Origin of the sequence: Prochlorococcus sp. MIT 0603 (assembly GCF_000760215.1) — a bacterium.
Lineage (GTDB): Bacteria > Cyanobacteriota > Cyanobacteriia > PCC-6307 > Cyanobiaceae > Prochlorococcus_E.
Genome location: NZ_JNAW01000004.1, coordinates 381437 through 404931 on the forward strand (window position 1 = coordinate 381437; position 23495 = coordinate 404931).

A 23495-nucleotide genomic window follows, 5' to 3' on the forward strand; every position below is an offset into this window, starting at 1 on the left:
ATGAGTAACAACCTATATAGAGAGCTTCATGACTGGGTTGACCCACTTCTGGTTGCAAAAAGATTAATAGAAATTTATGGGGAGCCAGGACTCATTTGGTTAGATAGTGATAACAGCAAAAATGGAAGATGGATAATCTTAGCGGTAGATCCAATTGAATATCTTAGTAGTCGAGGCTTGCCACAAAATCCGTTATCGTCTAACCCTTTTGAGTTATTAAGAAGTATAGACACCGGACATTGGTGTGGATGGCTTAGCTATGAAGCAGGTGCCTGGATTGAACCCACTAATCCTTGGAAAACGGATTCGATGGCTACTTTGTGGATGGCCAGACATGACCCAGTTTTAAAATTCGATTTATATAAAAAAGAACTATGGCTAGAAGGTTCGTCAAAAAAACGATTCTCAGACTTAAGCAAAGTCCTAAAAGATTTATATCTAAATCATAAACTTACTGAAAAGACTCAAAATCTTTCTAAGAAATCATTTCAAATATCTAAAGGTGAATGGGAGTGGTTAACTAATCAAAAAGAATTTATCAAAGCAGTTGAAATATTAAAAAAATATATTGAAAAAGGGGATATTTTTCAAGCTAATTTATCAGCTTGTTGTAAGGCAAAAAAAATTAAAAATGTTTTAGCTATTGAAATTTTTCAAATACTTAGAAAGTCATGCCCCGCACCTTTCTCTGGAGTAGTTGTAGCCACAGGCGACTCTCTAGGAGAAGCCATTATTTCTACTTCGCCTGAACGGTTTTTAAAAGTATTACCTAACAACGAAATAGAAACACGGCCAATTAAAGGTACAAGACCTCGACATAAAAATCCGCAAAAAGACTCCGCTCTAGCAGCTGACCTAATCACAAATGAAAAAGACCGAGCAGAAAATATTATGATCGTCGATTTACTCAGAAATGATATTGGAAAAGTTTGTCAACCGGGAACAATCGAAGTTACAAAACTGGTTGATTTAGAAAGCTACACTCAAGTCCATCATTTGACATCTGTAATTAAAGGTACTCTCAATGACGACAAAACATGGGTAGATCTTTTACAGGCCTGTTGGCCAGGTGGTTCTATCACTGGTGCTCCAAAGATAAGAGCATGCCAACGTCTCTACGAACTCGAGCCAATTGCTAGAGGTCCCTACTGTGGATCATTATTGCATTTGGATTGGGATGGTCAGTTTGATAGCAATATCCTCATTAGGTCTCTAATGATAGATAAAGAAAGCCTTCGTTTAAATGCAGGTTGTGGTATTGTTGCTGACTCGAATCCATACACAGAAACAGAGGAGTTAAAATGGAAGATTATGCCTCTAATTGAAGCATTAGAATGAAAGAAAATATTGCTATAAAAACTTGTTGGATTAATGGTCACTGGATTTATAATGATGATGTGAAACTACCAATGAATGATCGTGGAATAACTCTTGGCGATGGACTTTTCGAAACAATTCTAATCCTGCAAAGTACTCCTCAATTACTCGATGATCATATAGAGCGGTGGAAACAAAGCGCAATATTACTTGGAATGATTGAACCCCCAGATAAAGAATTTTTGTTACCACTCATTAAAGAAGCAATCAATCGTACATCATTAATTAAAGGCAATGGTGTGCTACGTCTGAATTGGAGTCGAGGTACAAATAATAATAGAGGCATTCAGTTCCCAACAAGAGTGAAAAAATCATCTCATAAGTTTTGGTTAGAGCTAAATAGATATAGTCCGTGCTTTAAGCCAGTATCAACAATAATTAGTCGCCATGAACAACGTAATGCTAAGAGTAGGTTAAGTCAATGTAAAACATTCAATTATTGTCAATCTATCCAAGCTCGTAATGAATCAAATCTTGCAGGCTACGATGATGCTTTATTGCTAAGTACAAGTGGTGAAATTGCTTGTGGAACAACAGCCAATCTTCTTATTAAAAGAAACGGTTCATGGTTAACTCCACGCAAAGAGAGTGGTTGTCTTCCTGGTATCATGAGACAGCAAGGTTTAAATTCTGGATTGTTTCAAGAAGCAAAAATTTCACCTAAACCAGAACCAAATGATATATGGCTATTAATTAATAGTCTTAGCTGTCATCCACTTACTAAATTAAATGACAATAATCTAAAAAAGTATGATGGAGCTGAGCTACTTTGGCAATCACTAATAACAAATAAGAACTAAAACTCCTTTGGCATAGAAGCATTCGAAGGTGGTAAAACACATTCTTTAATTTGGAACTTTATGATTTCGCCAACAATCACTATTGAAGGTGTGCTGAATTCATTACGCTCAGCTTCCTCAACTAGTCTATCTAATGAAGTTGTTAAGGAACGTTGTCCAATCACAGTGGCATATTGAATAACCGCTGATGGAGTCTGGGGTGGGAGACCAGAATCAAGTAGTTCCTGAACAATATATCTCAAATTATGCACTCCCATATAAATCACCAAAGTTGGACTGGCTTGAGCAAGACGCTTCCAATTCACAAAAGGTCGTTGCTTATCAATACCCTCATGACCAGTGACAAAAGTAACCGAACTACCTGCAAGGCGATGAGTCAATGGAATTCCAAGGTAAGCCGCAGCAGCAACGCCAGATGTAATTCCTGGAACAACTTGCACAGAAATTCCATGTTGCTGTAAATAAGCCGCTTCCTCTCCACCTCGTCCAAACACAAAAGGATCGCCTCCCTTTAAACGAACAACTGATTTATATTTGCCTGCTAACTCTAAAAGAAGCGCATTAGTTTTTGTTTGAGGAGTCGAATGATGACCTCTTTTTTTTCCAACAAAAAATAATTTACATTGATCTTTAACCAACTCTAAGATTTCTTTAGGTACTAACGCGTCATAAACAAGCGTATCGCATTGACTAAGGAGCCTATATGCCTTCAAAGTTAATAAATCAGGGTCGCCTGGCCCAGCACCTACCAAGTAAACACTTCCTTTCTGTTTATGCTTCATGAACAAAACATCTGCTAATCGAGAACGTTTTAAAAACTACTTAAGAAAAATAGGTAGTGGTGAAAAGACAAGTCGAGGCATGACAAGAGAAGAAGCAGCGGATGCATTAGAACTAATTCTGCTTAATGAACCCAGTCCTGCTCAAATTGGAGCATTTCTAATAGCACATCGCATTCGCAGACCAGAGCCTCAAGAACTTGCTGGAATGGTAGATACATACATCAAGTTAGGTCCAAATATAGTTTCAAGCAATGACAAACATCCTCCAATTTCATTTGGCATACCATTTGATGGCAGAACAAAAACATCACCTATTTATCCATTAACAACCCTATTGCTTCTTGATTCTTTACAACCAGTCATTCTTCAGGGATCAGGACGAATGCCACCAAAATATGGAGTCACAACAAATGAGTTATTTCAAGTTCTTGGACTATCTCTGCAAAACCTAAGCATAGAGGAAGTACAAAGAGGGTTTGATGAACATGGACTAGCAATGATTTTCCAACAAGATCATTTCCCATTAGCAGAGTCTCTTATTAGTTATCGAGAAGATCTGGGGAAACGACCACCAATTGCAAGCATGGAATTAATATGGTCAGCTCATCAAGGAAAACATTTATTAATCTCAGGATATGTTCATCCACCAACAGAAAATAGACATATTAAAACATTTAAAATATTAGGCGAAGATAATATTTTAATGATCCAAGGACTTGAAGGTGGAATAGATTTACCAATTGGCAAGATATCTAAAGCAACACATTATAAAGGTAATAAAGCTTTTCAAGTAAAACTGAATCCTAAAGATTATTCATTCGACTGTAAGGATTTAAAGTATAGTAATATAAATCAGTGGAGGATAGAAAGTTTAGAAGCATTAGATGGTAAAGGCCCTTTATATGAATCTGTTATATGGAATACTGGGGTTTATTTATGGTTTACAGGAAAATCAAAAAATATTCTATCAGGGGTTAATCAAGCAAAACAATCCATTAAATCTGGATCAGCAAAGAAAATTCTTGAAAAATTAATTAAGTGGAGAAAGAAATATAATTAACTTTAAGCATTTAGCTGATGAAAAATTTACTTATCAGAAAATAATCAATACTGTAATTAAACAAAGTCTGTAAAATAATTGAAAGTTCTCCGTCGTTTCACATTGCAAAGGCCCAAAGTCCCAACACTATTAAGTGCTTTCATTACTTTGTTGAATGACCGACTAGGTGAAACGATTGTTTTCCCTTTATTACCATTCCTTTTAGAACGCTTCACCAATAGCGGAAGTACTATTGGGCTCCTTGCAGGAACTTATGCAATTTCACAATTTACAGTAGCTCCTTTAATTGGAGCTTTAAGTGATCGTTTTGGTAGAAAGCCAGTAATAATATTATGTGTATTTGGTTCAGTAATTGGGCTTAGCCTCTTTGCAATAACAGTTAGCTTAGATTGGGAGAACCTCATTCCACAATCTACATTAGGCCTTCCATTATTACTTTTATTTCTAGCGAGAATTATAGATGGTATAAGTGGTGGTACAGCTACTACTGCAACAGCAATACTTGCTGATATATCTACCCCTGAAAACCGTGCTAAAACATTTGGACTAATTGGAGTAGCGTTCGGTCTCGGATTCTTACTCGGTCCCGGCTTAGGAACATCTCTAGCAAAAATAAGCGTCACCTTACCAGTGTGGGCAGCAACAGCCTTTGCAATTCTCAATCTGGCTCTAGTTACTTGGATTTTACCCGAAACACACCCTATCTCTTCTCGTAATAAATTACCAAAAAAAAGAGAGCTAAATCCCATTACACAATTAAGACAGGTATTTATTAATCCTTCACTGCAAAAGCTATGTATAGGATTTTTCCTATTTTTTATGGCATTTAATGGCTTTACAGCAATTCTCGTACTTTATCTAAAACAAGCTTTTAATTGGAGTCCGGAGCTGGCAAGTCTCACTTTCGTGGTTGTAGGATTGGTTGCTATGGTTGTACAAGGTGGTTTAATTGGACCTCTGGTAAATAGATTTGGTGAATCGAAATTAACTTTGATAGGAATAGGTTTTGTAATTCTTGGTTGTTTACTTTTACCAAGTGCTACTCCAGATAATGCAATTAAAACAGTCTTTACTGCCGTTGCACTCTTAGCCGTTGGCACTGGATTAGTTACACCTTGTTTAAGAGCACTAATTTCCAAAAGGCTAACTGCTAATAACCAAGGAGCAATTCTAGGAAGCCTTCAAGGCTTACAAAGCCTCGGTACTTTTATAGGTGCTGCAGCTGCAGGAATTTCATATGATTTATTCGGTCAAAAGAGTCCTTTTTGGGGAACGACAGGGTTACTCATTCTTGTTATAATATTAATTTCAAATAATAAAATAGGAATAGGTAATGCGAGAAGCCAAAAGTAAAAGGAGAAAAGCCCTATGTAAAATACAAATTCAATTAACAATATTTACTGAGAAATTCAATTAAAAATAACTTTCAAATGACTACACATGCCACAGTAGAAAACAATTATATCAATAGAGAATTAAGCTGGATTGATTTTAATGGTCGAGTACTTGAAAAAGCTACAGACAAAGAGATACCACTTCTAGAGCAAGCAAAGTTTAGCGCTATTTACAGTAATAACTTAGATGAATTTTTTATGGTTAGAGTTGCTTCGTTGAAATCTCAAATTGAAGCAGGGATAACTAAAAAAAGTGTAGATCAAAAAACACCCAAAGAACAGTTAATAGAAATTAGGAATCAATTATTACCCTATCTAGAAAAACAGCAAGAACACTATATATCAAAACTAAAGCCTAGTCTAAAAGAAAAGAAAGTCTTTTTATTAGATTATTCAGAGTTAAATGCACATGAAAAAGCTTGGTTAGAGAATTATTTCACGACTGCAATTTTTCCTATTCTTACACCATTAGCGGTTGACCCTGCACACCCATTTCCATTTGTAAGCAACCTTAGTCTTAATATTGCAGCAATAATTAAAGATCCCAAATCAGGCGAACATCAATTCTCACGCGTAAAAGTTCCACAAAAAACATTAGATAGATTCATCACTATTCCTAATGAAATAAGTCTTAGAGACCCTGAACTTGTATATAGCGCCGTTCCTATTGAACAAGTTGTGGCCAACAATTTAAATATGTTGTTCCCTGGAATGGAAATTAAAGAATATTCATTTTTTCGAGTGACGCGAGATGCAGACTTAGAACTTCGAGATCTTGAAGCTGATGATCTCATGATCGCACTTGAACAAGGTCTTAGAAAACGTCGTATGGGAGGAGAAATAGTTCGACTAGAAGTTGCCATTGATATGCCAATAAGGATTTTAGACTTACTAATCGAAGGTATGGCAGTCAAAACAAATGATCTTTATAAAGTTAAAGGGCTTTTAGGACTTGATGAATTGTCTAAATTAATAAATATCGAAAGGCCAGAATTATATGATCTTCAAGAATGTGGTCAAACTCATAAATCTCTTAAAAAGAGCCAAAGTAGTCTGCTGGAAGATCGATCAATAAAGAAAGAAGAGTTTAAAAGTATTTTCTCGATCATAAGAAAAAACGATATTCTTCTCCATCACCCATATGACTTATTTAAAAGCTCCGTAGAAGAATTTATTAATCAATCTGCAGATGATCCATTGGTCATGGGAATCAAAATGACTCTATATAGAGTCTCAAAAAACTCACCAATTATTGAAGCTTTAATCCGAGCTGCTGAAAATGGAAAACAAGTAATGGCTCTTGTTGAACTGAAAGCTCGTTTTGATGAAGACAATAATATTCAATGGGCTAAACAGCTAGAACAATCAGGGGTGCATGTCGTCTATGGCGTCATTGGGCTTAAAACTCATACCAAAATTGCATTGGTAATACGTAAAGAAAAAGAACGGTTACGAAGTTATTTTCATATTGGAACAGGTAACTACAACTCAAAAACATCAAAGCAATATACAGACCTAGGGCTACTGTCTATCCAACCGGAGATAGGACAGGATTTAATAGAACTCTTTAATTATTTAACTGGTTTTTCAAAACAACAGAGCTTTAGAAAACTATTAGTAGCACCCGTTTCACTAAGAAAAGGGATAGAAAAGCTAATAGAGAAGGAAATTGAAAATGCAAAAAATGGAAGAAAAGCAAAGATACAAGCCAAAATGAATTCCCTAGTAGATCCAACTATTATTAAATTGCTTTATAAAGCCTCTCAATCAGGAGTTAAGATAGAACTAATAGTGCGCGGAATGTGCTGTTTATTACCTAAAAAAGAAGGCCTAAGTGAGAATATTACTGTAACTAGTATTATTGGTAGATATCTTGAACATTCAAGAATTTTTTGGTTTTACAATGATAATGAACCCAAAGTATTTATTGGAAGTGCAGATTGGATGAGAAGAAACTTAGATCGACGAGTTGAGGCAGTAACTCCAATTGAAGAACCAAGTTTAAAGAAAAAAGTTGAACACATATTAAGAGTCTATTTAAATGACAATGTAGATGCTTGGGAAATGCAAGGTGATGGGAAGTTTATTCGTAAAGCTTGTGAAAAAGAAAAGCAATCTGCGCAAACAACATTGATGAATTTTTCTGATTAACAAAAAGTATTCAAGCAGATATTAACTAGATATTTAAGAGTAAATACTAAGTCTTAATACCTAATAAAGTGTCTTTTGCAACAACGTTAGGCTATCTAAATAAAAACATTTTATTTAATTCACTGTTATTTTCCATAACAGTGCTAAGTTCATTCTAAATATAAATATAGGAGGCCAGGGTGATGGGGATCCCTCTGGAATCTGTTAAAGGTGATTCTGCATCATCTTCAGAAAAACTAGTTCTGCCTAAAACTTCAAAAGGGTCTAGGCACAAAAATCCTAACAATGGTTCTGTTGGAAGAGGAAGGCCTCCTGGTCGTGTAGGAACTGATTCTATAGGTTTTTATCTGAGCAGTATTGGGAGAGTACCTCTACTTACTCCTGCAGAGGAGATTGAGCTTGCTCACCATGTCCAAAAAATGAAAGAATTACTGGATGTTCCGAAGGAAGATATCAACCCTCGTCAACGCCATCAAATTCGAATGGGTAAACGAGCAAGAGATCGCATGATGGCTGCAAATCTTCGCTTAGTAGTTAGTGTCGCGAAAAAATACCAAAACCAAGGTCTGGAGCTTCTTGATCTAGTACAAGAGGGGGCTATTGGTTTAGAACGAGCTGTTGACAAGTTTGACCCAGCAATGGGTTACAAATTTTCAACCTATGCATACTGGTGGATACGTCAAGGAATGACTAGAGCAATTGACAATAGTGCGCGTACAATTCGTCTTCCAATTCATATCAGCGAAAAACTCTCGAAAATGCGTCGCATAACAAGAGAATTATCTCATAGATTAGGGCGCCAACCTAATAGAGTTGAACTGGCTAGTGAGTTAGGCATGGAAACAAAAGATTTAGAAGAATTAATCTCACAAAGTGCTCCTTGTGCATCATTAGATTCCCATGCTCGAGGCGAAGAAGACAGGAGCACATTAGGCGAGTTGATACCAGATCCAAACTACAATGAGCCAATGGAAGGAATGGATAGAAATATGCAAAAAGAACATTTAAGTGGATGGCTTTCTCAACTTAATGAAAGAGAGCAAAAGATTATGCGCTTAAGATTTGGTCTCGATGGAGAAGAGCCTCTAACCCTCGCTGAAATAGGAAGGCAAATCAATGTATCTAGAGAACGTGTAAGACAATTAGAGTCAAAAGCGATTCTCAAATTAAGAGGAATGACTAACCATCAACAAGCTGCATAAACCATAATGTGAGAAACTTCTATTCTCTAATTATCATTGGAGGCTGGTTATTTATAGTTTTATCTTGTAGTTTTCTATCTAGTAAACTATTTCCAAAGCAAGAAGAGTTGAGTCGTAAAATTGTACATATAGGAAGTGGTCCAATAATTCCTTTAGCTTGGTGGTTAGATGTATCTAGTAATATCGCCATTGTAGTTGCTAGTATTATTACTATTTGTCTAGCAGTCAATTATCAGTTAAGATTATTCACATCAATTGAAAATATAGGAAGGCGAAGTTTTGGAACTATTTTATATGGGCTAAGCATAAGTTCGTTGCTAATTTTATTCTGGGAAAACTGTCCTTCTGCAGTCACTGCAGGTGTTCTTGTTATGGCATTCGGTGATGGATTAGCAGGTCTAATAGGTCCTAAAATAAAATCCCCTCATTGGTTTATTATGGGACAAAAAAAATCTGTAATAGGTACGCTAACTATTGGATCTATAAGTGCATTAATATTAGTAATTATTAATTACGCAACTGGATCTCATTTAGATTTGAACAATATTTGTCTAATTACATCGTTGGCAATCGCCCTTGAACAAATTAGTCCCCTAGGAATTGATAATCTTACAGTCCCATTAGTAGTTGCGATTAGCTGGCAATGGATGTTCTAAATAAAGTCAAAGAATGACTGCTGCTAATTCTTCAAGAAGCATCTCCGTAGTGTTTATATCAATACATGCATCTGTAATACTTTGACCATAAGTAAGTTTCGAGAGGTCTGTAGATAAGCTTTGATTTCCTTCTACCAAATGACTCTCTAACATTACTCCCATAATATTAGAAGAGCCTTTTTGAATTTGAAGGGCAACATCCCTTAAAACATCAACTTGGCGGCGATAATCTTTCTTAGAATTACCATGACTACAATCAATCATAACTCTATCTATTGAACCAGAGTCAGAAAGTTCCTTTGAAACCTTCCCAACTGAATCAACATCATAATTAGTACCACTACTTCCTCCTCTCAAGACAAGATGGCCATCTGGATTTCCTGTAGTACTAATAATAGAAGCAGAGCCCTGATGATTAATACCCAAAAAATGATGAGGCTTAGAGGCTGCTTTCATAGCATTAATAGCAATTGCAATAGTGCCATCTGTACCATTTTTATATCCTATTGGCATTGATAACCCTGAAGCCATTTCTCTATGAGTCTGACTTTCTGTAGTGCGCGCACCAATTGCAGTCCAACTAATTAAATCAGCAATATATTGAGGCACAACTGGATCTAATAATTCTGTTGCTGAAGGAATTTCTAAATGAGCAAGGTCTAACAAGAGAGATCTGGCTCGCCTTAAACCAGAATTAATATCATAAGAACCATCCAGATGAGGATCATTTATTAAACCCTTCCAACCTGTAGTTGTCCTAGGTTTTTCAAAATAAACCCTCATAACTATCTCAAGTTTGTCTTCAAAACGTTCTCTTAATGACTTGAGCCTAATGGCATAATCTTTAGCAGCAGCAATATCATGCACTGAACAAGGGCCTACAATCACTAATAATCGTGAGTCAATACCAGAAAGAATCTCTTGAATTCTTGTACGTGTTTTCGAAACAATTGCGGCTGACTGAAGATCTAAGGGCAAGTCACTATGAAGTGAGGCAGGAGGAAGTAATGGCCTAGTCTCAACAACATGAAGATCTGAAGTTTGATCACTTACGTCAAAATCTGTTGAAAAACTCATCAATCCTTCCTAAATCCTAAAGATGACCAGAAAACAATCGAAAAATAGACTAAGTATTTACATTTCTGCATCTATCTTCACTCAAAATTAGTTTAATGAAACCAGAATAAGTTAAATCTAGTCTATGAAAGATACAGCAGTCGAAAAAATGCTAAAAAATTATCATGAGCATGCTGCAGCAAGAGAAAGAAAAGGAATTCCTCCCTTGCCTTTAAATGAGCAACAAACTCATGAACTCACCCTATTACTAGAAAGCTATCAGGAAGAAAGCAACAAAGGCTTCTTATTAGATTTACTAAAAAATCGAATTCCTCCAGGAGTGGACAAGGCATCTTATGTAAAAGCAACTTGGCTGAACTCTGTTGCACAAAACAAAATCCATAGCGCTTTGGTTAATCCATTAGAAGCCACAAGACTGCTAGGAACAATGATGGGTGGCTACAATGTTGCAGCACTAATTGAATTACTCAGCAATAAAAACCAAGAAGTCGCTAGTGTTGCAGCGAAAAGTCTTAGTAATACACTTTTAGTTTATGATGCATTAAATGATATTATAGACCTGGCAGAGAGCAATGTTTTTGCTAAACAAATTGTTGAAAGTTGGGCAATGGGTGAATGGTTTACAAATAAACCAAAATTACCAAATGCAATAACTGTAACTGTTTTCAAAGTTGCTGGAGAAACCAATACAGATGATCTTTCGCCTGCTACTCATGCAACTACCAGACCTGATATCCCTCTTCATGCACTTGCAATGCTTGAAACAAAAGATCCTGATGGGATAGAGACTCTTAAGAGCCTAAAAGAAAAAAAATACCCTATTGCATATGTAGGAGATGTTGTTGGAACAGGCAGTTCTAGAAAATCTGCTATTAATTCTGTTCTTTGGCATATTGGTGAAGATATTCCTTATGTTCCCAATAAACGATCTGGTGGTGTAATTATTGGAGGCAAAATTGCACCTATATTTTTTAATACAGCAGAAGATTCTGGTGCATTACCTATTGAGTGTGATGTAAGCCAACTTAAAACGGGAGATATCATTACAATTCACCCATATCAAGGAAAAATTACAAGCCAAGGAACGAAAAATGACGACGAAAAAATTTTATCTACCTTTGAATTAAAACCATCAACCATTTTAGATGAAGTGCAAGCAGGCGGACGCATTCCTTTAATGATAGGAAGAGCCTTGACTGACAAAGTTAGAGAAAGACTGAATTTAAAACCTTCAACAATATTCATTCGCCCAGGAGAACCTCAAGCTTCATCATATGGATTTACACAAGCACAAAAAATTGTTGGAAAAGCTTGTGGTTTGCCTGGTATTCAACCAGGAACAAGTTGTGAACCGGTCATGACAACTGTGGGAAGCCAAGATACAACAGGCCCCATGACTAGAGACGAAATGAAAGAACTTGCATGTCTAGGATTCTCAGCAGACTTAGTGATGCAAAGCTTTTGTCATACAGCTGCTTATCCAAAACCAGTAGATATTGAAACTCAAGAAGAATTACCTGATTTCTTTGCCGAGCGAGGAGGGGTGGCCTTAAGACCTGGCGATGGAATAATTCATAGCTGGCTCAACAGAATGCTACTTCCGGACACAGTCGGTACAGGAGGAGATAGTCATACAAGATTCCCTCTCGGCATATCGTTCCCTGGTGGATCAGGCGTAGTTGCATTTGCTGCTGCTATTGGTGCAATGCCACTAGATATGCCTGAATCCGTATTGGTTCGCTTTAAAGGGTCTCTTCAACCAGGTATTACCTTAAGAGATGTTGTAAATGCAATTCCTCTCATAGCTATTGAGAAAAAATTATTAACTATATCAAAAGAAAATAAAATCAATATTTTTAATGGAAAAATCATGGAAATCGAAGGCTTGCCTGATCTCAAGCTTGAGCAAGCATTTGAATTAACTGATGCCAGTGCAGAACGATCATGCGCTGGTTGCTCAATTCAACTCTCAGAAAAAACAATCTCTGAATATCTTCAAAGTAATATTGCTCTTTTAACCAATATGATTGCTCGCGGATATAAAGATCCACGAACGTTAGGTAGACGTATTCAGAAAATGAAAAAGTGGTTACAGAAACCAGCTATTTTAAAAGCAGATTCTGATGCCAATTACTCATCAATAATTGAAATTAATCTAGATGAATTACAGGAACCTATCATTGCTTGTCCTAATGATCCTGATAACGTAAAACGTCTAAGTATAGAAGCTGATACTCCAATTGATGAAGTATTTATAGGCTCATGTATGACAAATATTGGACATTATCGAGCCGCAGCAAAGATCCTAGAAAACTCAGGGAAAACAAAAGCAAAATTATGGATATGTCCTCCAACTCGCATGGACGAAGAAATCCTAAAAAAGGAAGGTTATTACAAAATTTTTGAAGATGCAGGTTCTAGGTTGGAAATGCCTGGTTGTTCTCTATGTATGGGGAATCAAGCTCGAGTAGAAGAAAATGCAACAGTGTTCTCTACAAGTACAAGAAATTTTAATAATCGCTTAGGTAAAGGGGCCCAAGTATATTTAGGTAGCGCAGAATTAGCAGCTGTTTGTGCTTTGCTTGGTCGAATTCCAACCGTAGAAGAATATAAAAAGATAGCGGCGGAGAAAATTCATCCTTTATCAGATTCACTCTATAAATACTTAAATTTTAATGAAATAGATGGCTTTGAAAAAGATGGCCAAATCATTAGTAATGAAGCACAAAAAGAATTCCTGACTATTTCTTAATGAGAAACTTAAATGACTTAAGCCTAACAAGGCAACAAATAACCTCGGGATATAGTATTCGTCAGCTACTACGTCAACGATGGTTTGTTGTTGTTCTAGCTTTAATATTGACAGGCCTTGGTGCTGCCTTAACAGGAGTTCTCTTTAAAACAGGAATTCATGCACTAGATAATTGGAGATTAGACTTACTAAAAGTTCTTCCTCCATGGTTTATTTTACCGCTATTAGGTGGCGTAGGAGGGCTAATATCAGGAACAATAATTGCAAAATTTGCACCAGCTGCAGGAGGGTCGGGTGTAACCCAAATCATCAACTATCTACGCCATAAGGAAGTTCCAATGGGACTAAAAGTTGGAATAGGTAAATTAGTTGCAGGGATAATAGCTATAGGGAGTGGTTTCCCATTAGGTCCCGAAGGGCCAGCAGTACAAATGGGAGGATCAGTAGCATGGAAAATGGCACAATGGTTAAAAGCTCCGGTAGCCTTTAGAAGGGTAATTGTTGCTGCCGGTAGTGGTGCTGGTATCGCAGCAGTATTTAGTGCACCTATTGGAGGCTTTATCTATGCCATTGAAGAATTACTAAATTCCTCAAGACCTGTCATTCTCTTACTAGTAATAGTGACAACCTTTTGGGCAGACACCTGGGCCAATATATTGCAAGGTCAAGGTTTTAAGCTTGATGTTGATTTTCCACTGGAAATAAATCTACTTCCAATTGATTTCGCATATTTAATATTGTTAGGGATAGTAGTCGGTCTTTTAGCACAACTTTATTCTCACTATGTTTTATATATGCAACGTCTAGGCAATAACTGGTTTAAAAAAAAATTGATTTTACGTATGACTATTAGTGGCGCAATACTAGGAAGCATTTTTTCATTCTTACCAAATGAATTTCACCATGTAGGTGAACTAAAAAAATTAATTGTCTTAGGAGATGGGAATATTAGCTTAGCCATTGGAACATTCATTGTTCTGTTTTTTACAACAGGGCTAGCTGCAGCATCAGGTGCTCCTGGAGGATTATTTTTCCCTATGCTCACTCTTGGAGGTTGCATCGGTTCAGCTTGTGGAACTTGGGTGGAAATCTTAACAGGACATTTCCCCACAACTTATACTCTTGCGGGAATGGGTGCATTCGTTGCTGCATGTACACGAACACCCATTTCAGCAATGTTTCTCGCCTTTGCCCCAACTAAAAATTTATTAATACTCAAACCTATTTTATTAGCTTGTCTTACAAGTTTCTTAATTGCACGCTTTTTTAATGATAAATCTATCTATGAAAGACAAATTGAACTTGAAAATAATGAAAACCCTAAGGGGCAACTTTCACAATCCTTAACTACTACTCCCTAGAAAACTGAACAACGAAACTCTTCTATTTAAACCTAATCTTCCTAAGCCAAATGCACTTAGGACAATATTAGCTTTTCCTAATACCTATTCAGTAGGGATAACAAGTCTAGGCTTTCAAATTATTTGGGCAACCCTTGCACAAAGAAAAGATGTAGATGTTAGAAGATTATTTACGGATCAACAAGATAAACTACACCGCACAATTGATCTATTTGGAATTTCTCTAAGTTGGGAATTAGATGGACCTGTTTTACTAGATCTGTTAGAAAGAAACAAAATCCCCATTTGGAGCCGTGAACGGTCTGAACAAGACCCCATTGTCTTTGGTGGTGGACAAGTACTTACAGCCAACCCAGAACCATTCGCGCCATTTTTAGATGTCATCTTATTAGGTGATGGGGAAAACTTATTACCAAAATTCATAGAAAAACTAGATGAGCTTCAAGGAAGTTCAAGGAATACAAAATTAAAAATACTTTCCCAAACTCCAGGAATTTATGTGCCTATTCTGTATGAACCTAAGTATAACTCCAATAAAGAGTTAATAGAAATAGAAGCTATTTCCTCAGATATTCCAAAAGAAATTACTAAACAAACATGGAAACAAAATACACTAAGTCACTCAACTGTAATTACTCCAGAATCAGCTTGGCCTGGAATACATATGGTAGAGGTAGTTCGCAGCTGCCCTGAACTATGTCGATTCTGCCTAGCAAGTTATTTAAATCTACCATTTCGTAATTCCTCTCTTGATGCTGGGCTAATTCCAGCTATAGAAAAAGGATTCGCAATTACAAAAAGGATTGGTCTGTTAGGAGCATCAATAACTCAACATCCAGAATTTGAAGACTTATTGGATTGGTTAAATAAAGATTATTTTGATGGTATGAGACTCAGTTTAAGTTCTGTTAGAGCATCAACAGTTAATAAAAAAATGACTGAACTTTTAGCTCGCCGTAATGCTAAATCAATAACAATAGCAATTGAAAGTGGTAGTAAAAGAATAAGAGAGATGATTAATAAAAAACTTACTGAAGAGGAAATTTATTCTGCTGCGAGATATGCAAAAGAAGGAGGACTTTCAAGTCTCAAACTCTATGGAATGGTGGGCTTACCTACCGAAAGCGATGAGGATATTGAGGCTACTGCAGATCTTCTAATGAAAATCAAAAGGAAAACCTCAGGATTACGATTAGTGCTGGGTGTTAGTACATTCGTCCCTAAAGCTCATACTCCTTTTCAATGGTTTGGTGTACGTACAGAAGCTAAAAAACGATTAAAACTTCTAAGAAAAAGTTTACAGTCAAATGCCATAGAAATACGTACTGAAAGCTATAGTGGAAGTATTATTCAAGCTTTAATTTCTCGGGGAGATAGAAGATTAGCTCCAGTGATCGAATTAGTGCGAAGATCACAAAATAACATAGGAGGATGGAAAAAGGCTTACAAAGAAGTTCAGGAAAAAAATATAGGTTACAAGTCATCTAAACAGCTACCTCCTTGGGAAGAAATAGTACATACTAAATGGCAAAATGATCGCATTTTACCCTGGAGACATATCCAAGGTCCTCTAATTCTAGAGACACTAATCAAACATCAAGAAAGCGTTTAGAATCATTAGAAATTATCAAACAACGCAAACCTGCCAAAAACAGCCATCCCAAAAGATTAATACGGCTATCAAACATAGGCATATCTGATGCATGAAGAAAAACAAGAGTAAAGGAAGCAGACCACCAAGCTCTATCAAACAAATTATTATTATGTATTAGAAAACACTTTCTAAAAGAAACAATTAAAAGCACTAAGACAATCGAAACTAATGAAATCGCTACAGGCACACCATGAGCAACGGCCAATTCAAGAGGAAGGTTATGAGTATGACCATGCCAAATTCCTTGTCTTAACGGATAAAGAACTGAAAATGCAGCAGCTCCATATCCAAACCATGGCCTTTGAATGAGGAGAGTAATTGCCTCTCCCCATTGAAATAATCGTGTTGTCTCTAATGGTCTATCAGCCGAAAATTGCACATCTGCTAAACGTGACCATAATCCTCTCGGGACAATTTTTCTAGACCACATCTGCAATTCTAATGAAGCAAATGGAACTACAGATAAAAATACAGGTAATACACAAACACACAGCAAGGGAATAAGCCACAACCATGTTCCAGTACCTAAAATAAATGGGATAGATAAAAACATCGCGCCCCAAGCATTTCTAGAATCAGTCAAAATCAACGCAATCGCAATTAATAACACTAATAAGAAAGACAAACTCCGCTTTGAATAATTTGAAGATCTCTGCAATAAAAAAGCTAATGCAAGCGGCCAAACTAAAGCCAACCAAGAACCTGCGATATTTGCATAATTAAAAAGTCCAGACAAACGACCTGAGGGTTGACCACCTGGTGCAATAAACCAAATAATCAAACCATTCCAAATTTCCCAAGGGCCTTTTAATCCAAACCAAATCTGTCCTATTCCAGTAAAAATAACTGGTAATGTCCCTAATAACAATAGAAAAGCACTCCGTTTTCTCGAATGAGAAGTAATTAGATAGGGTTGAAATCCCCAAAAACACCAAAAGAATGGGATCCAATTAGCTAAGCCAACCCAAGCAAGCCAACCAGAATAAGCTCCAAAAGATCCCATTATCATCAACACTGAAATAAATATCCATCCCCAATTCCATTTATCTTTCAAAAAAGAATTTAATCTTTTATAATTTCCTAAATATAAAGATATGAGAAGAAATAAGGCCGATAAGAATACACTAGATGCTAAAAATAATAAACCTATTTGGAAACAAATCCAACCAAATAATGTTGTCTTTATAGGCCTAACCTCAGTAAACCAAGAAAAAAAGCTCATGCAAAAATAGCGGTGCGGCCTTCATAAACCATAACTTGTCTACGTAAATGCAATCTCAAAGCCCTAGCCAAAGCAAGGCGCTCTGTATCTCTACCCTTTCTAATTAAATCATTCACTTCATCGCGATGAGTTACATGCGCAATTGTCTGCTCTATAATTGGACCATCATCTAAATCTTTCGTTACATAATGAGCAGTTGCACCAATTAACTTAACACCCCTATCCCAAGCTCTATGGTATGGCTTAGCTCCTTTAAAAGCTGGTAAAAAAGAATGGTGAATATTAATTATATTGGGAAAGGAATCTAAAAAATTGCTGCTCAGTATCTGCATATACTTGGCTAAGACAATCAAATCTATATTATATTCTGATAATGTATCTAAAATAACTTGTTCTGAAATAGATTTATCTAGTTTATTTACAGGTATAAACTTATAGTCAACATTATATTGTTTACATGATTTTTGTAAATGATTATGATTTGATATAACTAAAGGGACATTCATTTTCAACTCTTGAGTATTTGATCGCCACAATAAATCTAATAAACAATGACTCTGCTTACTGACAAAAATCGCAACTCGTGGTAACTCATCTGAAAAATGCAACTCAGCCTTTCCTTCCAAAGAATTAGCCAAAGCAACAATTGCAACCTGAATAGCTTGTCTAGATAATTTAAATCCATTGAGATCCCATTCCAATCTACTCAAAAATAATCCCGCTCCTTCATCAGTATGATGATCTGCATGACGTATATTGCCATTATTGTTAGATATCCAAGTGGACAACTCACTAACCAAACCAGGACGATCAGGGCAAATGAGCTGCAAAATAACAGTTGTCTGAAGAGCGTTAGACATATCAAAGCATTATCTATTTATCAAATCTAATCTAAGTAAAATCGCCAACTTTTAAGAGAAATTAAAAACATGAATAAAAAAGAAATTGCTATAATTGGCGGAGGAATCATTGGAAGCACAACTGCTTTTTACTTGGCAAAGCTCGGTCACAATATAACTATTATTGATCCTGAACTAGATAGGCAAGAAAAAGATCTGAAATATAGAACAGGAACAAAAGCATCACTAGGCATCATAATGGGCAACACATTTCGGAGGTCATCAGGCAGGAGTTGGAGGCTTAGGCAACGGAGCATGGAGCTGTGGCCAAAATGGCTTGAGCAATTATCTATTCCAAATATTCCATTAAAAATAGAGACACCATTGATTCAAATAGCTAGTAATGCGAAAGAAATGAAAAGGATGTATTCACTAATAAATGAAAGAAAAGAATTAGGGTTAGAAGCCTTAAAAAATAATCAAACTAATCAAAAAAGTCGCAACTGGCCTGAGAGTATATATGGTGGATTAATTTCTAACCAAGATGGTCGTATAAATCCAACTACTCTAATGAAATGTTTGATAGTTATGTTAAAAAAGTTAAACGTAGAGAAAATAAATAAAAAAGTAGGTTCTCTAAACTATTCATTACAAAATAATCAAAAAAAATGGATACTAAAATTAGATGATAACAACAAAGTTACTAAAGATTTTGTGATCCTATGTTCAGGTTTACATAGTGAGTTCTTATTAGAATCAATCAATAAGAAGCTCCCGATGGAAAGTGTTCTTGGACAAGCAATCAAATTAGTTTTAAAAGAAGATTATAAAAATTGGGACGATTGGCCAGCGGTACTATCTTGTCATGGATTTAACTTAATACCTCAAAATAAAAATGAAATTATTTTAGGTGCAACATTGGAGCCAGGCAGAAAACCTAATGAAATGGATTTAAAAAAAATGAAAACTTTAAATGGTTTTTCACCTCAATGGCTAGATAGCGCATCTGTAGAAGATTATTGGTATGGAATAAGAATCAAACCTGCTAACCAGGCTGCACCATTATTAGAAGAAGTACAACCAGGGTTAATTCTCAACACCGCGCATTATCGAAATGGATTTCTTTTAGCTCCAGCTTGCGCTGAATGGGTAGGAAATCGAATTTAATAATAGTTATTTAGATTCAGTAAACTCTGCGTCTATCACATCATCATTACCTTCGGTTGAAGTATTAGCAGCGTCAGGAGTTGTTCCTCCTGCTGCTTGAGCAGCAGCATTAGCCTGTTGATACACAGATGCGCCTAAAGAATACAACTCCTTCTGCAGATCTTCTACAAGATTTTTCATTGCCTCGTAATCTTCTTTTTCAGTTGCCTCTTTTAACTTAATACGCATATCTTCAACTTTAGTTTTTGCATCACTATCTACTTTGTCTCCTAATTCTGCAAGCTGTTTCTCAGTTTGATATACAAGAGTTTCTGCTTGATTTTTAATATCAATCCTGTCTCGTTTTTCCTTATCAGCAGAAGCATTGCTTTCTGCATCCTTAACCATTTTTTCAACTTCATTATCAGAAAGCGTAGATGCACCAGTGATGGAAATACTTTGCTCTTTACCACTACCTTTATCTTTTGCAGTAACACTCAATATTCCATTAGCATCAATATCAAAAGTGACCTCAATCTGAGGAACACCTCTAGGAGATGGAGGTATACCATCTAATCTAAAAGTTCCAAGACTTTTATTGTCTGAAGCCATTTCCCGTTCACCTTGTAAAACATGAATCTCGACATTTGTCTGACCATCTACTGCAGTCGAGTAAGTCTCAGTCTTTTTAGTAGGGACAGTTGTATTTCTTGTAATCATTTTTGTCATTACACCACCTAAAGTTTCAACTCCTAGTGAAAGTGGAGTGACATCAAGAAGAAGAATATCTTTAACTTCTCCTGCTAATACACCACCTTGAATCGCTGCACCAACAGCCACAACCTCATCAGGGTTAACTGTCTGGTTAGGATCCTTCCCTGTAACTCGTTTCACTAATTCTTTTACAGCTGGCATTCTTGTAGAGCCACCAACCATCACAATTTCATCAATTTCACCAGTAGATAATTTGGCATCTTTCAAAGCTTGTTCTACTGGAACCCTGCAGCGATCAATTAACTTAGATGCTAATTCTTCAAATTTGGCCCTTGTAAGAGTTAAATCTAAATGTTTTGGTCCCTCTGGAGTTGCTGTTATAAAGGGTAAATTAATCTCACTTTGTGTGGCATTAGATAATTCAATCTTTGCCTTTTCTGCAGCTTCTGTAAGACGTTGGAGGGCTTGTTTATCCTGGCGTAGTTCAATGCCTTCATTAGCTTTAAAAGTAGCAGCTAAATGATCAACTATTACTTTGTCAAAATCATCTCCTCCAAGATGTGTGTCACCAGAAGTTGATAAAACCTCAAAGACTCCGTCTCCAACCTCTAAAACAGAAACATCAAAAGTACCACCACCTAAGTCAAAAACTAATATTCGCTCATTACTTTTTTTATCTAAGCCATAAGCCAAAGCTGCAGCAGTTGGTTCATTGATAATTCTAAGAACTTCTAAACCGGCTATCTTCCCAGCATCTTTTGTGGCCTGTCTTTGTGAATCATTAAAATAAGCAGGAACAGTTATAACTGCTTGAGTAATATTCTCACCCAAATATTTACCGGCATCTTCTGAAAGCTTGCGCAAAACTTGAGCTGCAACCTCTTCTGGAGAGAATTGCTTATCTAAAACAGGACATTTTAGTTTTACACTAGATCCTGATTTCTCAACTCCATAACTAACTTCTTTGGACTCCTCATTGACTTCATCTACACGTCTTCCTACAAAACGTTTTGCAGAATAAAAAGTATTTTCTGGATTCATTACTGCTTGACGCTTAGCAATCTGACCAACAAGCTGATCTTGATTTTTTGTATAAGCAACGACTGAAGGAGTTGTACGAAAACCCTCTGCATTTGCAATCACTGTAGGCTTTCCTCCTTCCATCACTGCCACACAGCTATTAGTTGTACCAAGATCAATCCCTACAACCTTCCCCATGGATTACTGCTCCTTAGAATTAATGTCTTTATTAATAGGTTCATCCTCGGCAGTGAGTGCACTTAGAGGCGAGGTGTGGTTCCCGAACAGCAATCTAAGTACTATATAAAAATGATTGAGATCGCAAAAGAATCAATTAATGGAAAAACAGGTCTAATAGGGCTTCTTGGGTCGCCGGTAAATCACTCTTTATCGCCTGTAATTCATAACGCAGCGTTAACAGCTCTTAACCTGAACTGGAGATACTTAGCTTTTCCCTGCAATGCAGATGATCTGGAATTAGCACTTAAAGGACTACGAAGAATTAACTGCAAAGGATTAAATATCACAATTCCTCATAAAAATAATGCTCTAAAACTTTGCGATAAAATAGATCAACTTGCTCAAGAAATTGGCGCAGTTAATACATTAATTCCAGGAATAAATAATAGTTGGGATGGCACAAATACTGATGTAAAAGGATTTTTAGCACCATTAAAAGAATATCAAAAATTAACAGGTAAAGCAGCTGTTATCATTGGTTCTGGAGGAAGTGCTAAAGCAGTAGTTCATGCTTTAAATTTATTAAATATATCAGAAATAACTATTATAACTCGTAAAAAAAATTCCTTAGAAGAGTTTTTAAAAAATATAAATAATGTGAATAATCTATCATGTAATTTTCATGGTTTAATAGCAGATAATTCTTCTATAAGAGACCACATTAATCATGCTGATTTAATAGTAAATACTACACCAGTGGGAATGAATGGTAGATCTGATAGTAATAATAATACAATTCCACTGGGTACAAAAAACTGGGAAAGTTTGACTCCCAACACCATTCTATATGACTTGATCTATACTCCAAAACCAACCGAATGGTTACAATTAGGAGTAAAATATAAATGCCATATCATTGACGGACTTGAAATGCTCATTCAACAAGGGGCTGCATCACTCAGCTTGTGGAGTGGAATCAAAGAAATACCTATAAAGATAATGAGAAAAGCAGCCGAAAACAGCCTTAATAGCAAGCAAGTTAAATGATAATTCCATTATGGCAAAGAATGATTAGCGTATTTCTTTATATGCTCCCATGGGCAGATGCAATTAAATATGGAAACGATATCTTTACTAATTTTCCAATCTCACAATTACTTATTTACCCTGCTTTACCAGTATTAATAATCGAGCAAGCTTTACCTATAGGTAACTTATTAATATTTTTACTTTTATTTTTAGGAGTAGCAAGAAACGAAAAGATTTCTTATTTCCTAAGATTAAACTGCATGCAATCAATTCTAATGACTTTGATTTTAATCATCTTCAATTATCTAATGATTTTATTTGTTCAACTAACTAACAGCACTTATTTGTTGGAAATTCTAAAAGAGCTAGTTTTTATTGGGACTTTAACAACAGTCATTTTTACAAGTACCCAATGCCTACGAGGACTAGAGGCAAATCTACCTGGAATCAGTGATGCAGCAAAAATGCAAATTTGAAGAAAAAACCATCAAGGTATAAAATGAGGAGTCCGTCGCTCAATCAGCTGAGCCTACAGTCCCAGTCGGATCAATTATCATGACAAACCCAACTTATTACGAAACTATGTACATCCTTCGTCCGGACATTCCGGAGGATGAAGTAGATGGCCATTTAAAAAAATATAGTGAACTACTTGAAAAAGCAAATGTGAAAATTATTGATAATCAAATGAGAGGTAAACGAAGACTTGCATATACAATTGGTAAGAATAGAGAAGGGATTTACGTCCAGCTTAGCCACATAGGAGATGGGAAACACGTAGAAATTCTTGAAAAAGCAATGAGGCTAAGTGAAGATGTTATTAGATACTTAACTGTTAAACAATATGGTCCAATTCCAACAAAAAGAAGTACAAAAACTGCGGAAAAAGAAGATGATAAATCAAATGAAAATGAAGATGCTAAAGATAAAGTAATAAAGAAAGATGAGAATAAGGAAGAAAAGAAAGTCGAGAGTAAGGAAGAAAAGAAAGTCGAGAGTAAGGAAGAAAAGAAAGAGGAAAGCAATGCTAATCCTACTGATTCAAATGAAAGTAAAACTTCAGAATAAATCAATTCCTT

19 protein-coding genes are annotated in these 23495 nt (G+C 36.1%); 14 read left to right on the top strand and 5 right to left on the bottom strand.

Annotated features, from left to right (window positions below; all coding sequences use genetic code 11):
* Entirely contained in the window at window positions 1-1338 is a 1338-nt protein-coding gene (locus tag EV07_RS08975) for an anthranilate synthase component I family protein (protein ID WP_036919637.1), read from the top strand.
* Entirely contained in the window at window positions 1335-2177 is an 843-nt protein-coding gene (locus EV07_RS08980) for an aminotransferase class IV (protein ID WP_036919639.1), read from the top strand. Before EV07_RS08975 ends, EV07_RS08980 begins: the two co-directional genes overlap by 4 nt.
* On the opposite strand, the gene cobA is transcribed toward EV07_RS08980, so the two are convergent.
* The gene (gene cobA / locus EV07_RS08985) at window positions 2174-2959 is read right to left on the bottom strand and encodes a uroporphyrinogen-III C-methyltransferase (RefSeq protein ID WP_036919640.1); all 786 of its coding nucleotides are present in this window, start codon (window positions 2957-2959) and stop codon (window positions 2174-2176) included. The two genes, EV07_RS08980 and cobA, sit on opposite strands and share 4 nt — an antisense overlap.
* Here cobA and EV07_RS08990 point away from each other — a divergent pair.
* The 5 genes from EV07_RS08990 (at window position 2958) to EV07_RS09010 (ending at window position 9422) form a co-directional block, all read left to right on the top strand.
* Complete coding sequence (locus EV07_RS08990) at window positions 2958-4019, top strand: anthranilate phosphoribosyltransferase family protein (RefSeq protein WP_036919642.1); 1062 nt, start codon at window positions 2958-2960, stop codon at window positions 4017-4019. The two genes, cobA and EV07_RS08990, sit on opposite strands and share 2 nt — an antisense overlap.
* 102 nt (window positions 4020-4121) lie before the next feature.
* Complete coding sequence (locus EV07_RS08995) at window positions 4122-5372, top strand: MFS transporter (RefSeq protein ID WP_036919838.1); 1251 nt, start codon at window positions 4122-4124, stop codon at window positions 5370-5372.
* A gap of 59 nt (window positions 5373-5431) precedes the next feature.
* The gene (ppk1, locus tag EV07_RS09000; protein ID WP_275040937.1) at window positions 5432-7564 is read left to right on the top strand and encodes a polyphosphate kinase 1; all 2133 of its coding nucleotides are present in this window, start codon (window positions 5432-5434) and stop codon (window positions 7562-7564) included.
* A 182-nt stretch (window positions 7565-7746) separates the two neighbouring features.
* Entirely contained in the window at window positions 7747-8766 is a 1020-nt protein-coding gene (locus tag EV07_RS09005; protein ID WP_036919646.1) for an RpoD/SigA family RNA polymerase sigma factor, read from the top strand.
* A gap of 107 nt (window positions 8767-8873) precedes the next feature.
* Window positions 8874-9422 carry a diacylglycerol/polyprenol kinase family protein gene (locus EV07_RS09010; RefSeq protein WP_241434040.1) on the top strand — a complete coding sequence of 183 codons (549 nt, stop codon included), beginning with the start codon at window positions 8874-8876 and terminating at the stop codon, window positions 9420-9422.
* A 6-nt stretch (window positions 9423-9428) separates the two neighbouring features.
* Here the strand turns inward: EV07_RS09010 and EV07_RS09015 are convergent, their stop codons facing one another.
* On the bottom strand, window positions 9429-10499 hold the full coding sequence (locus EV07_RS09015; protein ID WP_036919650.1) for a 3-deoxy-7-phosphoheptulonate synthase: 1071 nt from the start codon (window positions 10497-10499) through the stop codon (window positions 9429-9431).
* A gap of 148 nt (window positions 10500-10647) precedes the next feature.
* Here EV07_RS09015 and acnB point away from each other — a divergent pair, with 148 nt between their 5' ends.
* The 3 genes from acnB (at window position 10648) to EV07_RS09030 (ending at window position 16224) form a co-directional block, all read left to right on the top strand.
* Entirely contained in the window at window positions 10648-13251 is a 2604-nt protein-coding gene (gene acnB / locus EV07_RS09020) for a bifunctional aconitate hydratase 2/2-methylisocitrate dehydratase (RefSeq protein WP_036919840.1), read from the top strand.
* Window positions 13251-14612, top strand: coding sequence for a ClC family H(+)/Cl(-) exchange transporter (locus EV07_RS09025; protein ID WP_036919652.1), 1362 nt, complete (start codon window positions 13251-13253; stop codon window positions 14610-14612). The genes acnB and EV07_RS09025 overlap by 1 nt, the downstream gene beginning before the upstream one ends.
* A gap of 64 nt (window positions 14613-14676) precedes the next feature.
* Window positions 14677-16224, top strand: a complete 1548-nt coding sequence (locus EV07_RS09030) for a B12-binding domain-containing radical SAM protein (protein WP_036919654.1) — start codon at window positions 14677-14679, stop codon at window positions 16222-16224.
* Here the strand turns inward: EV07_RS09030 and EV07_RS09035 are convergent.
* Together EV07_RS09035 and purU are read right to left on the bottom strand one after the other, a co-directional pair.
* On the bottom strand, window positions 16202-17488 hold the full coding sequence (locus EV07_RS09035; protein WP_036919656.1) for an O-antigen ligase family protein: 1287 nt from the start codon (window positions 17486-17488) through the stop codon (window positions 16202-16204). The genes EV07_RS09030 and EV07_RS09035 overlap by 23 nt on opposite strands.
* A complete protein-coding gene (purU, locus tag EV07_RS09040) occupies window positions 17485-18348 on the bottom strand; it encodes a formyltetrahydrofolate deformylase (RefSeq protein ID WP_036919659.1) in 864 nt (287 codons plus the stop codon). Before purU ends, EV07_RS09035 begins: the two co-directional genes overlap by 4 nt.
* A gap of 69 nt (window positions 18349-18417) precedes the next feature.
* On the opposite strand from purU, the gene EV07_RS09045 reads away from it, so the two are divergent.
* Complete coding sequence (locus EV07_RS09045; RefSeq protein ID WP_052043929.1) at window positions 18418-19494, top strand: NAD(P)/FAD-dependent oxidoreductase; 1077 nt, start codon at window positions 18418-18420, stop codon at window positions 19492-19494.
* Window positions 19495-19500: 6 nt separating this feature from the next.
* Here the strand turns inward: EV07_RS09045 and dnaK are convergent, their stop codons facing one another.
* Window positions 19501-21405: a molecular chaperone DnaK gene (gene dnaK / locus EV07_RS09050; RefSeq protein ID WP_036919662.1), complete on the bottom strand. Its 1905-nt coding sequence runs from the start codon at window positions 21403-21405 to the stop codon at window positions 19501-19503.
* A 111-nt stretch (window positions 21406-21516) separates the two neighbouring features.
* Between dnaK and EV07_RS09055 the strand changes: the two genes are divergently transcribed.
* From EV07_RS09055 to rpsF, 3 genes are all read left to right on the top strand, one after another.
* On the top strand, window positions 21517-22434 hold the full coding sequence (locus EV07_RS09055) for a shikimate dehydrogenase (protein WP_052043928.1): 918 nt from the start codon (window positions 21517-21519) through the stop codon (window positions 22432-22434).
* Window positions 22431-22892, top strand: coding sequence for a Tic20 family protein (locus tag EV07_RS09060; RefSeq protein ID WP_036919667.1), 462 nt, complete (start codon window positions 22431-22433; stop codon window positions 22890-22892). Before EV07_RS09055 ends, EV07_RS09060 begins: the two co-directional genes overlap by 4 nt.
* Window positions 22893-22971: 79 nt before the next feature.
* Window positions 22972-23484, top strand: coding sequence for a 30S ribosomal protein S6 (gene rpsF, locus EV07_RS09065; protein ID WP_036919670.1), 513 nt, complete (start codon window positions 22972-22974; stop codon window positions 23482-23484).
* Window positions 23485-23495: the final 11 nt, after the last annotated feature.